The following is a 14194-nucleotide window of genomic DNA, read 5'->3' as shown; positions in this document are numbered from 1 at the left end:
GGGTGGGGGTTGGGAGTGCGGTCATGGCGGACTTGGGGCTTTGCCGACGCTCTCTTGGCGTCACCTCGACGCCTTCAGGGTGGCGGAGGGCGTCTTTTGGTCAGAAGCTGTGTTCGGGGCCAGGGAAGGTGCCTTGGCGGACTTCTGCGGCGTATGTGGCTGCGGCGGTGCGGAGTTCGTCGCCTACGTTGCCGAAGCGTTTGACGAACTTGGCGGTTTTTCCGCTGGTGTAGCCTGCCATGTCCTGCCAGACCAGCACCTGGGCATCGCACTCGGCGCCGGCGCCGATGCCGACTGTCGGGATGGTCAGTTTGCGGGTGACCTGGCCTGCGATCTCGGCGGGGACCATTTCCATGACCACCGAGAACGCGCCGGCTTCCTGCACGGCGATCGCGTCGGCTACCAACTGCTCGGCGCCGTCGCCACGACCCTGCACCCGGAAACCGCCCAGGGTGTTCACGCTCTGGGGGGTGAACCCGATGTGGGCCATTACGGGGATGCCGGCGGAGGTGATCAGCGCGATCTGCTCGGCGACGCGTTCGCCGCCCTCGAGCTTCACCGCGTGCGCGCCGCCCTCCTTCATGAAGCGGATGGCGGTCGCGAGGGCCTGCTGCGGCGAGGACTCGTAGGTCCCGAACGGCAGATCGGCGACGACCAGCGCGTGCGGTGCGCCGCGTACGACCCCACGCACGAGCGGGATGAGTTCGTCGACGGTGATCGGCACGGTGGTGTCGTAGCCGTAGACGACATTGGCGGCGGAATCGCCGACCAGCAGCACGGGGATGCCGGCTTCCTCGAACAGTCGCGCGGACGAATAGTCGTAGGCCGTCAGCATCGACCAGCGCTCACCGTCGGCCTTCATCTGCTGTAGATGCTGGACGCGGGTCTTGCGGCGTGGCTTGTTGTCGGCGGGCGTGGCACCGTAGGCAGGACTCTGCTCATCGGATACGGACATCATCGTCCCTTTCGTCTGGTTCCTCGAGGCCCATTCCGGGTCCCCGGGCTTTTCTGACCATCCCAGTGTGCCACCTGCGCCCGCGCCGGTTTAAGGCCCGGCGTCGGTGTGATCGGTCACATCGATCGATTCGGCTACCGTGAAGCGAGCCCAGTCGGGCGCGTTGATGCGCCGCGGGGCGCGGAAAGGTGGGCCAACTGTGCAGCGAGGCCGGCTCGTCGTGCTTCTCGGCGCTGTCTCTGCGTTGATCGTCACCGGATGCGGCACCGACCGGGACAGCGCACCGCGTGCGGAACTGCCCCCGCCCCCACCGGGCCTGAACAGCTTCTACGATCAGCAACTCGACTGGGGTTCGTGCGAGGGCTATGGCAGCCCGGACGACCGGCTGCCGCCCAAGACCGAGTGCGCGCGGATCACGGTGCCGATCGACTACGCGCGCCCGGACGGCCCGACCGCCCAGATCGCCCTCTCGCGGATCCCCGCCACCGGCGAGAAGATCGGCTCACTGCTGATGAACCCGGGCGGACCCGGTGTCTCCGGGCTGTCGATGGCCGGAATCGGCAACCGCACCGAACTGGCGGCGAAGTTCGATCGGGTCGGGTTCGATCCGCGCGGTGTCGGCTCGTCGCTGCCCGCGATCGTCTGCCTCACCCCGCAGCAGGCCGACGCCGAACGCGCCGAGCCGCCCACCGACAACACCCCGGCGGGCATCGCCGAGGCCGAGGCCGACAACCGCGAGTACGCCGACCGCTGCGCCCAGCGTTCCGGCGCCGACCTGCTCGGCCACGTCGGTACCCGTGAGGTGGTCCAGGACATGGATGTCATGCGGGCCGTGCTCGGTGACGCGAAACTGAGCTACCTCGGTTACTCCTACGGCACCCGCCTCGGTTCGGCCTACGCCGAGAAGTACCCGCAGAACGTGCGCGCGCTCGTCCTCGACGGTGCGGTCGACTCCTCGCAGGACCCGGTCCAGGAGTCACTGCGGCAAGCGGCGGGCTTCCAGGGCGTGTTCACCGCCTATGCCACCGACTGCGCGAAGAACGCCGACTGCCCGCTCGGTACCGATCCCGCCCAGGCCGTCACCCGTTTCCGCGAGCTGGTCGGGCCGCTGGAGCGATCCGCGGCACCGACCGCCGACCCGCGCGGCCTCAGCTACAACGACGCGATCACCGGCGTCCAGCAGGCCCTCTACAGCGACGACCTGTGGCAGATCCTCACCCAGGGGCTCACCGAACTGCGCGCGGGCAGCGGCGACACCCTGCTGCAGCTCGCCGATATGTACGACGGCCGCCGCCAGGACGGCACCTACGCCAACACCCAGGACGCGTTCAACGCGATCCGCTGCGTCGACGATCCCCGGGTCACCGATCCCGCGGTGACCGGCCGTCAGGACACCGAGTACCGCAGGGCAGCCCCGTTCCTCGACGACGGCAAGGGCACCGGCGCCGCCCCGCTGGAACTGTGCGCCGCCTGGCCGGTGCCCAACACCAGCACCCCGCATCGCGTCTCGGCCCCGGGACTGCCGCCCACGGTCGTGGTCTCCACCACCGACGACCCGGCGACGCCGTACCAGGCCGGTGTCGACCTGGCCGCACAGCTGGGCGCGGATCTGATCACCTTCCGCGGCAACCGGCACACCGCCGCGCTCGTCGCGGGCGATCGGTGCCTCGACACCGCGGTGATCGACTACCTCGTCGATCTCGCCACGCCCGCTCCCGGACTCACATGCTGAGCGCCACATCTGCTCACTACGCGCTGTTGTGGCCGGTGAGATGTGCGATCCAGGTGACGAGATCGCAAACCCGTCTCCGTATGTAACACGGATTTAACGCCGGGTGCTTACGCTCGCCGGTATGGATCGCCAGAAGGAATTCGTGCTGCGGACGCTCGAAGAGCGGGATATCCGTTTCGTCCGTCTCTGGTTCACCGATGTGCTGGGCTACCTCAAGTCCGTCGCCATCGCTCCCGCTGAGCTCGAAGGCGCTTTCGAGGAGGGCATCGGCTTCGACGGCTCGGCCATCGAGGGCTTCGCGCGCGTGTCCGAGGCGGACATGGTCGCGCGGCCCGATCCGTCGACCTTCCAGGTGCTGCCGTGGGCCAGCTCCAAGGGCCACCAGCACTCGGCGCGCATGTTCTGCGACATCACCATGCCCGACGGCTCGCCGTCCTGGGCCGACCCGCGCCACGTGCTGCGCCGCCAGCTGAACAAGGCCGCCGACGCGGGCTTCAGCTGCTACGTGCACCCCGAGATCGAGTTCTTCCTGCTGGAGAACAACCTCGAGGGCGGCTACGAGCCGACCCCGGCCGACAACGGCGGCTTCTTCGACCAGGCCGTGCACGATTCGGCGCCGAACTTCCGCCGCCATGCCATCGACTCGCTCGAATCGATGGGCATCTCGGTGGAGTTCAGCCACCACGAGGGCGCACCCGGCCAGCAGGAGATCGACCTGCGCTACGCCGACGCGCTCTCGATGGCCGACAACGTGATGACATTCCGCTACCTGATCAAAGAGGTGGCGATCGACGAGGGCGTGCGCGCGACGTTCATGCCGAAGCCGTTCTCCCAGTACCCCGGCTCGGCCATGCACACCCACATGAGCCTGTTCGAGGGCGAGAACAACGCCTTCGCCGATCCCGACGACCCGAACAACCTCTCGGGCACCGCGCGTTCGTTCATCGCGGGCATCCTCGAACACGCCCCCGAGATCAGCGCCATCACCAACCAGTGGGTCAACTCCTACAAGCGCCTGATCCACGGCGGCGAAGCCCCGACCGCGGCCTCGTGGGGCCGGTCCAACCGGTCCGCGCTGGTGCGGGTGCCGATGTACACCCCGAACAAGTCGTCCTCGCGTCGCGTCGAGATCCGCAGCCCGGACTCGGCGTGCAACCCGTACCTGACCTTCGCGGTGCTGCTCGCCGCCGGTCTGCGCGGCATCGAGAAGGGCTACACGCTGCCTCCCGAGGCCGAGGACGATGTGTGGTCGCTGACCGACGCCGAGCGTCGCGCCATGGGCTTCCGCACCCTGCCCGGCACCCTCGACGAGGCCCTGCAGGCGATGGAGCGCTCGGAGCTGGTCGCCGAAACGCTGGGCGAACACGTCTTCGACTTCTTCCTGCGCAACAAGCGCCGCGAATGGGCCGATTACCGCTCGCAGGTCACCCCGTGGGAGCTGAAGGAGTACCTGAGTCTCTGAGCGGTCCTCGGCCGGAAACTCGCGGCCGCCAGCCGCTAGGATCTACAGCTATGGTCCGGCCACCGACTGCCCGTTCCGCTGTACCCGGTGTGGGTCGGCTCGGTTTACTCGAACCGACAGCGGCGGCTTCCCTGCGCGAACTCGGCTGGGACAACGTCGACGGGGTGCCGGTGCTCTGGGCACTGTCGCGTTCGCCCGATGCCGATCTCGCCCTGTGCACACTGGTGCGGCTGCGTGAATCTCTCGAAGATCAGTGGCCCGAACTGGATTCGGCGATCCGTACCGATACCACCTTGCGCGGCAGGCTGTTCGGGCTGCTCGGCTCGTCGACGGCGTTCGGTGACCACCTGGTCGCGGTCCCGGCGGCGTGGAAAGTGCTGCGCGAGAACGAACTTCCCAGCCGTGACGAACTGATCGCCGATCTGCTCGACGCCGTCGACGCCGCGCCGGAGACCGGACCCAACGCGGGGCCGATGCTGTGGCGCGCCGCGACAGCGGGTCCGGAGGCGGTCGCCTTGCTGCGCAGCAGGTATCGCGATCAGCTGATGCTGCTGGCCGCCATCGACCTCGCCTCCACGGTCGAGAACGAACCGGTGCCGCCCTACCTGGTGGTCGGCAAGCACCTGTCGGATCTGGCCGATGCCGCGCTCACCGCCGCCCTGTCGGTCGCGGTGGCCAGGGTGTGTAAGAACGGTCCGGTGCCGGTGCGCCTCGCGGTGATCGCGATGGGCAAATGCGGTGCGCGAGAACTGAATTACGTCAGCGATGTCGATGTGGTGTTCGTCGCCGAACCGGCCGACGCGACCGCCACCCGGCTCGCCGCGGAGATGATGAGCGTCGCGAGCTCGGCCTTCTTCGAGGTCGACGCAGCACTGCGCCCCGAGGGCAAGGCGGGCGCCCTGGTGCGCACCCTCGACTCTCACCTCGCCTATTACAAGCGGTGGGCCCGGACCTGGGAGTTCCAGGCGCTGTTGAAGAACCGGCCGATGACCGGCGACCTGGAACTCGGCAAGCAGTACCGCGACGCGCTGATGCCGATGGTCTGGACCGCCTCGGAGCGCCCCGACTTCGTCGCCGACGTGCAGGCGATGCGCCGCCGGGTCGAGGACCTGGTCCCCGCCGACATGCGCGCGCGCGAACTCAAGCTCGGCGCGGGCAGCCTGCGCGATGTCGAATTCGCCGTGCAGCTGCTGCAATTGGTGCACGGTCGGGTCGACGAGGCGCTGCACGTCACCAATACCGTCGAAGCGCTCGCCGCCCTCGCCGCGGGCGGCTACGTCGGCCGCGAGGACGCCGCGAACCTCACCGCCTCCTACGAATTCCTGCGCCTGCTCGAACACCGGCTGCAATTGCAACGGCTCAAGCGCACCCACACTTTGCCCGCCTCCGATGACGAGGAGGGCATGCGCTGGCTGGCCCGCGCCGCCCACATCCGGCCCGACGGCCGCCAGGACGCGGTCGGCGTGCTCGACACCGACATCCGCCGCAACGCCGTGCGGGTTCGGCGGCTGCACGCGAAACTGTTCTATCGCCCGCTGCTCGACGCGGTCGCCCGGATGGACTCCGACGCCTTGCGCCTGAGCCCCGACGCCGCCGTCCGCCAGCTCGCCGCCCTCGGCTACGGCGCGCCCGCCAACGCGCTCGGCCACCTCAAAGCGCTCACCGGCGGGGTCTCGCGCAAGGGCCGCATCCAGGCGCTGCTGCTGCCGACGCTGCTCGAATGGCTCGGTGACACACCGAATCCCGATGCCGGGCTGCTCGCGTACCGCCGGGTATCGGAGGGACTCGACGACCAGATCTGGTTCCTGCGCGTGCTGCGTGACGAGGGCGCGGTCGCCCAGCGTCTGATGATCGTGCTCGGTTCCTCGGAGTACCTGCCCGATCTGCTGATCAACGCCCCCGACACCATCCGCATGTACGCCGACGGGCCCGGCGGTCCGCAGTTACTCAGGACCGAACCCGAAGACGTCGCCCGTGGCATGCAGACCGCGGCCGCCCGCTACGACGATCCCCACCGCGCGGTCGCGGCGGCACGTTCACTGCGTCGCCACGAACTGGCTCGGGTCGCCTCGGCCGACGTGCTCGGCATGCTGGACGTCGCGCAGGTGTGCGCGGCCCTGTCGTCGGTCTGGGTCGCGGTGCTGGAGGCGGCGCTGAGCGCGGTCATCCGTGCCTCGGAGGCCGAACGCGCGGCGCCGGCGCCCGCCGACTTCGCGGTGATCGGCATGGGCAGGCTCGGCGGGATGGAACTGGGCTACGGCTCCGACGCCGATGTGCTGTTCGTCTGCGATCCGCGCCCCGGCGAGGACGAGGCCACCGCTGTGAAGTGGGCCAACGGGATCGCCGAGAAAGTCCAGCGGCTGCTCGGCGCCCCGAGCGTCGACCCGCCGCTGCAGGTCGACGCGGGTCTGCGCCCCGAGGGCCGTAACGGCGCGCTGGTTCGCACGCTGGCGGCCTATCAGGCCTACTACACCCAGTGGGCCCAACCGTGGGAGGTCCAGGCGCTGCTGCGCGCTCACCAGGTGGCGGGGGATCAGGATCTCGGCTTGCGCTTCCTGCACGTCATCGACCCGATCCGCTACCCGACCGGTGGGGTCTCGGAGGAATCGGTCCGCGAGATCCGCCGCATCAAGGCTCGCGTCGACGCCGAACGTCTCCCGCGCGGCGCCAACCCGGCCACCCACACCAAACTGGGACGCGGCGGCCTGGCCGACATCGAATGGACCGTGCAGTTGCTGCAACTGCGCCACGCGCACGAGATACCCGCGTTGCACAACACCTCGACCTTGCAAACGCTCGACGTGATCGAGGCCGAGGGCATTCTCGAACCCGAGGATGTCGCGCTCCTGCGGGAATCGTGGATCACCGCCACCGCCGCCCGCAACGCGCTCGTCCTGGTCAAGGGCAAACCGACCGATCAACTCCCGGGCCCTGGGCAACTGCTCTCCGCGGTTGCCCGGGTAGCGGGCCGACCCAACGACGACGGCGGCAGCGAATTCCTCGATTCGTATATGCGCGTCACCCGGCGTGCGAAGGTTGTCGTCGAGCGGGTGTTCGGGGGATAGTCACGGCATGAAAAAGCCCCGCACCACTGGTGCGGGGCATTTTCAGTTCACGCCGAAATCAGATGGCGCGGACGTCCTGGGCCTGGGGGCCCTTCTGGCCCTGGCCGACCTCGAACTCCACCCGCTGTCCCTCTTCGAGGGACTTGAAGCCCGAGCCGCCGATAGCCGAGTAGTGAACGAAGACGTCGGGGCCGCCTCCGTCTTGGGCGATGAAGCCGAAGCCCTTTTCGCCGTTGAACCACTTGACGGTGCCTTGAGTCATGTTTTAAAAGTCTTTTCCGTAGGTGAGCCATGGCGATCACTTGCGATCAGCCCAGTCTCAGCAACTTAGTATGCCATACTCGCCAGCAAACCGCGCGATGTGGTTTTTCGCACCGCATTGTGGGCGGGGTATGCCGAGGCAACCGGCGTGTCGTGTGCGTCGGCGACCAATGCGCGCGAGCTTTTCGCGTCGCGTCGCGGACTGTGCCAATCTGGGCGGCATGGGTGAGATGAACGAGGGGCACGGCTCGCACGTCGATCTGGCCGTGCGCGTGCTCGACGCGCACGTGGCGTTCACCAAACAGCAGCTGCTCGAGCCCGCCGGGTTCCTCGAGTTCGTCACCGAGGAGATCGACGGCGCGCTCGACGAGGCCGCGCGGCTGACCCTCGCGCAGGCGGTGACCCGCGAGCAGATCAAGGCGGTCGCGCACAAGTTCGCCGTGCAGGTTCCGGTCGAGGGCGCGATTCCCGAACTCGTCGGCGAGATCGCCACCCGCCTGTACAACCACCGCGCCAACGACGAGATCGAGGTCGGTGAGCTCGTCGACAACCGGCGCTTCGACGAGCTGGTCGACGCCGTAGCCGAGCTCGATCTCACCCATCGGCTGGTGCGCCTGGTGCTCAACAGCCCGGTGACCGTCGACGCGTGCGTCGAGGCGGTGCAGCGCGCGGTGGTCACCGCGGTCGACGACGGTCTGCACCCCGAAGGCAGCGGCCTGGCGCGTTCGCTGCGCGGTGCGCTGTCGCGGTTGGCCGAACCCGCGATGCCGGCGATCGAGAGCGGCATCGGCGCGATCACCCGCACCGGCGCGCGATTCGTGTTGCGCGGCAACAGCAGTGATGCCGACGAGGTATTGCTCGACAGCGCCCGCGAGACCTGGCGCAAACACACCGGCGACGCGGTCGGCTCGTTCCGCGATGTGGTCTCGGCCGAGGATGTCGAGGATATCGTCGTGCTCGTCTTCGAATTCTGGCGAACCTTCCGCGAGACCGACTACTTCCACGCGTTGCTCGACGAGGGGGTGGACCACGTCTTCGACAAATACGGCGACACCCCCCTTGCCGAATTGCTGGCCGAGCTCGGCGTCGGACGCGCGGACATGATCGAGGAGGCGCTGCGGTTCGGCCCGCCGATTCTCGAGACGCTCGACGAGCGCGGTTATCTCGATACCGTGCTGCGTCGCAGACTGGCTCCCTTCTATGCTTCGGATGCGTTCCGGTCCGCGGTGTCCGGGATGGCGTAGCCGCGCGAGTTCCGTTCGGCCGCTGGTATGTCGGGATGTGTCGGTACGATTCATGCGACGATAAGGCGCTTGTCTGCCACTGGATCTCGATCGAAAGGCTGCCGTGACACGTCTGTCCACCCTGCTCGACCAGATCGACTCCGGTGCTGTGTTGCTGCCCGAGTTCCAGCGTGGCTACGTGTGGAACCGCGACCAGGTGCGTGGACTCATGCGGTCGCTGTACCTCGGGTACCCGGTCGGTGGGTTGCTGGTGTGGGAGACCGGGTCCGAGGAGATCGCGGTCCGAGGGTCGACGACCGGCTCGGGGCTGCGCCAGTTGCTGCTCGACGGGCAGCAGCGCATCACCACCCTCTACGGAATCATGCGGGGGACAGCGCCGTCCTTCTTCGAAGGCGACGAGATCGCCTTCACCGGTCTGCATTTCGATGTCGACCGTGAGCTCTTCGAATTCCAGGTGCCCGGTCGCGATACCGCCCCCGCCTGGATCGACATCACCGAACTGTTCGCTCAGGGCCCGATGCACTACCTGGCCAGGTTCCCCGACGAGTCGCCGGAAACCCTTGCCCGCTACCTCGATCGGCTCAACAAGGTTCGCGAGGTCGCCAACCGCGAGTTCAATGTCGAGACCATCACCGGCTCGGACCGCACGGTCGACGAGGTGGTCGACATCTTCAACCGGGTCAACTCCGGCGGCACCAAACTGTCCAAGGGCGACCTCGCGCTGGCCACCCTGTGCGCGCAGTGGCCGCAGGCCCGCGGCAACCTGCGCGATCACCTGATCCGCTGGGACAAGGACGGGTACACGTTCACCCTGGACTGGTTGCTGCGCAACGTGATCGCCATCGGCAACGGACGCGCGCACTTCGACGCGCTCGGCGATCTGGCGCCCGCGGAATTCGAGCAGGCCCTGGTGGCCACCACCGAGCAGGTCGACACCTTCCTCGACACGGTGGCGGGCCGGCTCGGCCTCGATCACGACCGAGTCCTGATGGGGCGCTACGCGATTCCCGTGATCACCCGCCTGCTGTTCCTCAACGGCGGCCGCTTCGACGACGATCTGCACCGCGACCGGGTGCTGTACTGGTACGTGCATTCCGCGCTCTGGGGCCGGTTCAGCGGCTCCACCGAGACGTTCCTGCAACAGGACTACGACACGCTCGAACGCGGCGGCATCAACGCGCTGATCGGTTCGCTGGAACGGCTGCGCGGCGGCTCGCTGGACCTGTGCGCCGACGACTTCGCAGGCGCCACCCGAGGTTCGCGGTTCTATCCACTGCTGTACATGCTCACCCGCGTCGACGGTTCACGCGATCTCGGCACCGGCTCGGAGCTGGGCATCGAGCAGTTCGGCGAGCGCACCCCGGTGCAGGTGCACTACCTGTTCCCGAAAACCCTGCTGCGCGATGCGGGCTACGAACGCAACGAGATCAACGCGATCGCCAATTTCTGCTTCCTGAGCCCAGGTTCCGAGGCCGAGCTCGGCGAGCGCGAGCCCGCCGACTACTTCGCCGAGGTGGAACGGCGCAACCCGGGTGTGCTCGCCTCGCAGTGGATTCCGACCGACCCGTCGCTGTGGCGGGTGGAGAACTACCGCGAGTTCCTGCGGGCGCGCCGCAAACTGCTCTCCGCTTCGGCGGAGGCCTTCCTCGAGAAGCTGCGCACCGGCAAGCTGCACCGCCCGACCCTGCTGACGGTCGGCGTCGCCGGGGTGACCCTCGGCGATCCGGCGGTAGACCAGGTCAACGCGCTGGTCGACGATCTCGTCGCCGACGGCTTCGGTTTCCCGCTGCTCGACAGTGAGGTCTCCGATCCGGTCACCGGCCGTGAACTCGCTGTGGCCGAAGCCTTTTGGCCCGAAGGGCTCCAGCAGGGCGTCGGTATGCCGGTGGTGCTCGTGCTCGAGCCCGTCAACGCCGACCTCACCCGCTTCGCGCAACTGGGCTACGCGGTGTTCACCTCCGTCGACGCGCTGCGCGGCTATGTCGACAACCTGCGGGTGGAAGCCTCCGGTGACGCCTCCGTCGACGGTCCGGTCGGCGATCTGGCCGCCCTGGCCGACCGGCTGCCCGCCACCTGGGTCGGCAACTCCGAACAGGTCTGGTTCCGCTTCGCCTGGAACCAGCTGGAGCGCGACCGCGCGGAGGGCCCCGACGCGCTGCTCGGCGCCGAACAGCTCGCCCTGCGCTACATCGCCCTGTGGGCGATCACCCGCACCTTCTACATCCACGCCTTCGACCAGGGCAACCCCGGCGAGTGGCGCTACTACCTCGGCGACGCCATCGGCCCCAGCCCGCTGGTCCCGCGTGCGTGGCTGGCCCAGCGCGCCGTCGAATCCGGTGCGCTCGCCCCCGGCATGTCGCCCGGCGACGAGGACATCGCGATCGCTCTCGTGCACGGTGTTCTCGCCACCGTCGACGAGGTAGCCACCGCGCTGTCGCACCTGCTCGGCGGGCCCGGCCTGTTCGCCTCCCTGTGGGCGTCGGCGGGTGCGGCCGAACATTACGGCTACCCGCTGTCCACCGAGCAGATCAACGACCTCATCAACCAGGTGGTCAACGATCCCGAGTCCCGAAAGATCCAGGCCTACAACTGGATCGAGGCGGGGCTGCCGCTCTAGGGCTGATCGGTCGCGCGCTGGAAGGTCGTGACGAAATCGGTCAGCGCGGTGCGGTCCTCCAGGTCGGCCGGTCGGTGGCCGCGGTCGGCCTCGACGGTGATCGTGGTGCCCGCGCGGACACGCAACTCGTCCCAGCAGACCGGGAGAACCGGGAGCTGCACGGTGCGGTCACCGACGGTCATGGTGATCGCCGAGGTGTATCTGTTGGCGACGGTCATCAGCTCGTCGACCGCCTGCTCGGTGAGTGGACCTGCGGCGGAGAACTCTTCGATGTACACGGTCACCTCCCTTCCATCGGCCAGTGTAAGTGCTCGCGCGGGTCCCAAGACCGTCGCAAGGGACCTGAAAGTGCAGCCGCTTAGGGTGGCCTCATGATGCGTAAACGGGTGGAACGGGCGTTGCTCGTCCTGGGGTGGGGCGCGGTGGTCGCGGCGGTGGCCGGGATCGTGTTGCATGTCGTGGACTGGCGCCAGAAGTCGATGGTGCTGTTGGCGTCGGGGGCGATGTGGTTGATGCTCGGTGCGGTCGTCGGCCTGGTGCTGTTGCTCCTCGCGCGGGGCTGGCGCAGCTCGGGGGCGGCGGTGCTGGTGCTGGCCGGTGCCGCGTGGTTGGTGGTGCCGTCCTACATTCCGGAGGCCAGGGCCGCCGATGGGCCGGAACTGGTGGTCATGCAGTCGAACATCCTCTTCGGCCAGGCCGATCCGCACGCGGTGGTCGGCGCGGTGCGCGACAACAACGTCGACGTGCTCACCGTCGAAGAGTTGACCGTCGACTCGATCACGGGTCTGCGTGGGGCCGGACTCGAGGAGCGACTGCCGTACTCCTATCTCGAACCCGCGCGGTCCGGCGGTGGCGGCACCGGCATCTACAGCCGATACCCGTTGCGCGACACCAGGAAATACGACGGCTTCATCATGAGCAACATCTCCGCCACGATGCAACATCCACAGCGCGGACCGATGTCGGTCTTCGCCTTCCATCCGATTCCGCCGAACCTCGACTTCGGCGCCTGGTCGGCCGAGATGCGCCGGATCGACGAGATCCTCGCCGCGAGCAGCGCCCCCGCCATCGTCGGCGCGGATTTCAATGCGACACACGATCATTCGGCCTACCGCGCACTGCTCGACGGCGCGTTCGCCTCGGCCGCCGACCAGACCGGCGACGGTGTCCTGCTCACCTACCCGGCGGATCGCCGGTGGGGGCCGGTGCTCGGGATCGATCACATCCTCGTCGCCGGTGGGGTCGCCGAACAGATCCGCACCCTCACCATCCCCGGCTCCGACCACCGCGCGGTGCTGGCCACGATCCGAATGGACCTGTGACAGCAGTCGTTTACCATGTGATCGCTCGATCGCGGACCGCACGGCGTCCGCACGATTTCCGGGGAGGACTGCGCATGAGAAGACATCGGTTCGGCGCGACCGTGGCAGCTTTGATGAGTATCGGCATGCTCGTATCCGGTTGCGGCGCGACAACAGTCGCGAGCGACCAGGCGCAGCCGGTCGTGGACAACCCGTGGGAGGTGGCGGGCGCGGCGTCGTCCACCGGCCCCAGCGGGTCGCGTCCCGGTGTGCCCGACACGGACAAGAAGGCCGACAACGGCGACAACGGCAAGATCGACAAGCTCGCTCTCAACGCCATCGCCGACATCGAAGAGTACTGGCAGACAGAGTATTCCAAGACCTTCCGCGGCAGCTTCAAGCCCGCCTCGAAGTACATCTCGTGGTCGGCGAAGGCGCCGGAGTCGGAGGCGGTGCAGTTCTGCAAGAGCAGCACCTACAAGCTGGTGAACGCCGCCTACTGCCCGCTCGACCACACCATCGGCTGGGACCGCTCGGTCCTGCTGCCGCTGCTGGTCGACAAGTACAAGGAGATGTCGGTGGTGATGGTGCTGGCCCACGAATACGGGCACGCCATCCAGTCCCAGGCCGACCTGCTGCGCGGGCTCCTCACCGACACACTGGTCAAGGAACAGCAGGCGGATTGTCTGGCCGGAGTGTTCCTTCGCCATGTGGCAGAAGGCAATTCGAAGCACTTCACGCTCAACACCACCGACGGTCTCAACGGCGTGCTCGGCGCGACCGTCGCCGTGCGCGACCGCGACCCCAACGATCCCAACGCCGTGCACGGTTCGGCGTTCGAGCGGGTCACGGCGGTGCAGATGGGGTACACCCAGGGCGCCAAGTCGTGCAAGGACATCAACAAGGACGAGATCGAGAAGCGTCGCGCCGGCCTGCCCGTCACCTTCGAAGAGGGTGAACGCGACGATCAGCTTCCGGTGAACAAGGACACGCTGACCACCCTGGCCGCCCAGCTCGGCAAGTCGATGCCGGTGAAGAACGCGCCGAAGTTCGACTACGCGGGCGTCACCCGCAACTGCGCGTCGACGACCACCACCGAGCCGGTCTCCTACTGCCCGGGGTCGAATACCATCGGCACCGACGTCCCCGCCATGGCCAAGCGCGCGGGGGAGGGCGCGAGCACGAAACAGGAGCCGCTGTCGGCGGTGGTCACCGGCGATTACAACGCCGCCGCGGTCTTCGTGTCCCGCTATGCCCTCGCGGTGCAGCAGGATCGCAAGCTGTCGCTGTCGGGTGCGGAGTCAGCGGGTCTGCGCACGGCGTGCCTGACCGGCGTACTCACCACGAAACTCAGTGAGCCGAGCAGTGATCCGCGCCTGTCGGCCGGTGACCTCGACGAGGCGGTCTCGGGCCTGCTCGCCGACGGCCTCGCCGCCGCCGACGTCAACGGCAAGGTGGTGCCGAGCGGATATCAGCGCCTCGAAGCGTTCCGCACCGGTGTCCTCAGCGGCGAGCAGGCCTGCCTGAACCAGTTCAAGTAGTTCTCGAGTAGCTCAG

At 68.0% G+C, this 14194-nt stretch carries 10 protein-coding genes; 7 read left to right on the top strand and 3 right to left on the bottom strand.

Annotated features, from left to right (window positions below; translation table 11 throughout):
• Window positions 1-100 precede the first annotated feature (100 nt).
• A complete protein-coding gene (panB, locus tag NA12_RS31010) occupies window positions 101-955 on the bottom strand; it encodes a 3-methyl-2-oxobutanoate hydroxymethyltransferase (protein WP_067459704.1) in 855 nt (284 codons plus the stop codon).
• A gap of 166 nt (window positions 956-1121) precedes the next feature.
• Between panB and NA12_RS31005 the strand changes: the two genes are divergently transcribed.
• The 3 genes from NA12_RS31005 to NA12_RS30995 all read left to right on the top strand — a co-directional run bounded on the left by NA12_RS31005 (window position 1122) and on the right by NA12_RS30995 (window position 7214).
• Entirely contained in the window at window positions 1122-2687 is a 1566-nt protein-coding gene (locus tag NA12_RS31005; RefSeq protein WP_067459701.1) for an alpha/beta hydrolase, read from the top strand.
• 121 nt (window positions 2688-2808) lie between these two features.
• On the top strand, window positions 2809-4149 hold the full coding sequence (glnA, locus tag NA12_RS31000; protein WP_067459683.1) for a type I glutamate--ammonia ligase: 1341 nt from the start codon (window positions 2809-2811) through the stop codon (window positions 4147-4149).
• Between the two features lie 50 nt (window positions 4150-4199).
• Window positions 4200-7214 (top strand): bifunctional [glutamine synthetase] adenylyltransferase/[glutamine synthetase]-adenylyl-L-tyrosine phosphorylase, encoded by a 3015-nt coding sequence (locus tag NA12_RS30995; RefSeq protein ID WP_067459680.1) that lies wholly within the window; start codon window positions 4200-4202, stop codon window positions 7212-7214.
• Window positions 7215-7272: 58 nt separating this feature from the next.
• Here the strand turns inward: NA12_RS30995 and NA12_RS30990 are convergent, their stop codons facing one another.
• Window positions 7273-7476 carry a cold-shock protein gene (locus NA12_RS30990; RefSeq protein WP_056821080.1) on the bottom strand — a complete coding sequence of 68 codons (204 nt, stop codon included), beginning with the start codon at window positions 7474-7476 and terminating at the stop codon, window positions 7273-7275.
• Between the two features lie 220 nt (window positions 7477-7696).
• Here NA12_RS30990 and NA12_RS30985 point away from each other — a divergent pair, with 220 nt between their 5' ends.
• Together NA12_RS30985 and NA12_RS30980 are read left to right on the top strand one after the other, a co-directional pair.
• Window positions 7697-8719: a hypothetical protein gene (locus tag NA12_RS30985; RefSeq protein WP_067459698.1), complete on the top strand. Its 1023-nt coding sequence runs from the start codon at window positions 7697-7699 to the stop codon at window positions 8717-8719.
• 103 nt (window positions 8720-8822) lie between these two features.
• Window positions 8823-11336 carry a GmrSD restriction endonuclease domain-containing protein gene (locus NA12_RS30980; RefSeq protein WP_067459677.1) on the top strand — a complete coding sequence of 838 codons (2514 nt, stop codon included), beginning with the start codon at window positions 8823-8825 and terminating at the stop codon, window positions 11334-11336.
• Here NA12_RS30980 and NA12_RS30975 read toward each other — a convergent pair.
• On the bottom strand, window positions 11333-11620 hold the full coding sequence (locus NA12_RS30975; RefSeq protein ID WP_067459674.1) for an HPr family phosphocarrier protein: 288 nt from the start codon (window positions 11618-11620) through the stop codon (window positions 11333-11335). The two genes, NA12_RS30980 and NA12_RS30975, sit on opposite strands and share 4 nt — an antisense overlap.
• 87 nt (window positions 11621-11707) lie before the next feature.
• Between NA12_RS30975 and NA12_RS30970 the strand changes: the two genes are divergently transcribed.
• Both NA12_RS30970 and NA12_RS30965 read left to right on the top strand, forming a co-directional pair.
• Window positions 11708-12658, top strand: coding sequence for an endonuclease/exonuclease/phosphatase family protein (locus tag NA12_RS30970; RefSeq protein WP_067459671.1), 951 nt, complete (start codon window positions 11708-11710; stop codon window positions 12656-12658).
• Between the two features lie 74 nt (window positions 12659-12732).
• Window positions 12733-14178: a neutral zinc metallopeptidase gene (locus NA12_RS30965; protein ID WP_067459695.1), complete on the top strand. Its 1446-nt coding sequence runs from the start codon at window positions 12733-12735 to the stop codon at window positions 14176-14178.
• Window positions 14179-14194: the final 16 nt, after the last annotated feature.

Source organism: Nocardia alba NBRC 108234 (genome assembly GCF_001612665.1).
Classification (GTDB): domain Bacteria; phylum Actinomycetota; class Actinomycetes; order Mycobacteriales; family Mycobacteriaceae; genus Nocardia; species Nocardia alba.
Note: the sequence above shows the minus strand (reverse complement) of the source record. Positions and strands in the feature narration are given on the sequence as shown.

Coding starts and splice junctions, on each gene's coding strand:
- NA12_RS30995 (WP_067459680.1), top strand. CDS start 4,200: ATGGTCCGGCCACCGACTGCCCGTTCCGCTGTACCCGGTGTGGGTCGG.
- NA12_RS30985 (WP_067459698.1), top strand. CDS start 7,697: ATGGGTGAGATGAACGAGGGGCACGGCTCGCACGTCGATCTGGCCGTG.
- NA12_RS30965 (WP_067459695.1), top strand. CDS start 12,733: ATGAGAAGACATCGGTTCGGCGCGACCGTGGCAGCTTTGATGAGTATC.
- NA12_RS31005 (WP_067459701.1), top strand. CDS start 1,122: ATGCGCCGCGGGGCGCGGAAAGGTGGGCCAACTGTGCAGCGAGGCCGG.
- glnA (WP_067459683.1), top strand. CDS start 2,809: ATGGATCGCCAGAAGGAATTCGTGCTGCGGACGCTCGAAGAGCGGGAT.
- panB (WP_067459704.1), bottom strand. CDS start 955: ATGTCCGTATCCGATGAGCAGAGTCCTGCCTACGGTGCCACGCCCGCC.
- NA12_RS30970 (WP_067459671.1), top strand. CDS start 11,708: ATGATGCGTAAACGGGTGGAACGGGCGTTGCTCGTCCTGGGGTGGGGC.
- NA12_RS30990 (WP_056821080.1), bottom strand. CDS start 7,476: ATGACTCAAGGCACCGTCAAGTGGTTCAACGGCGAAAAGGGCTTCGGC.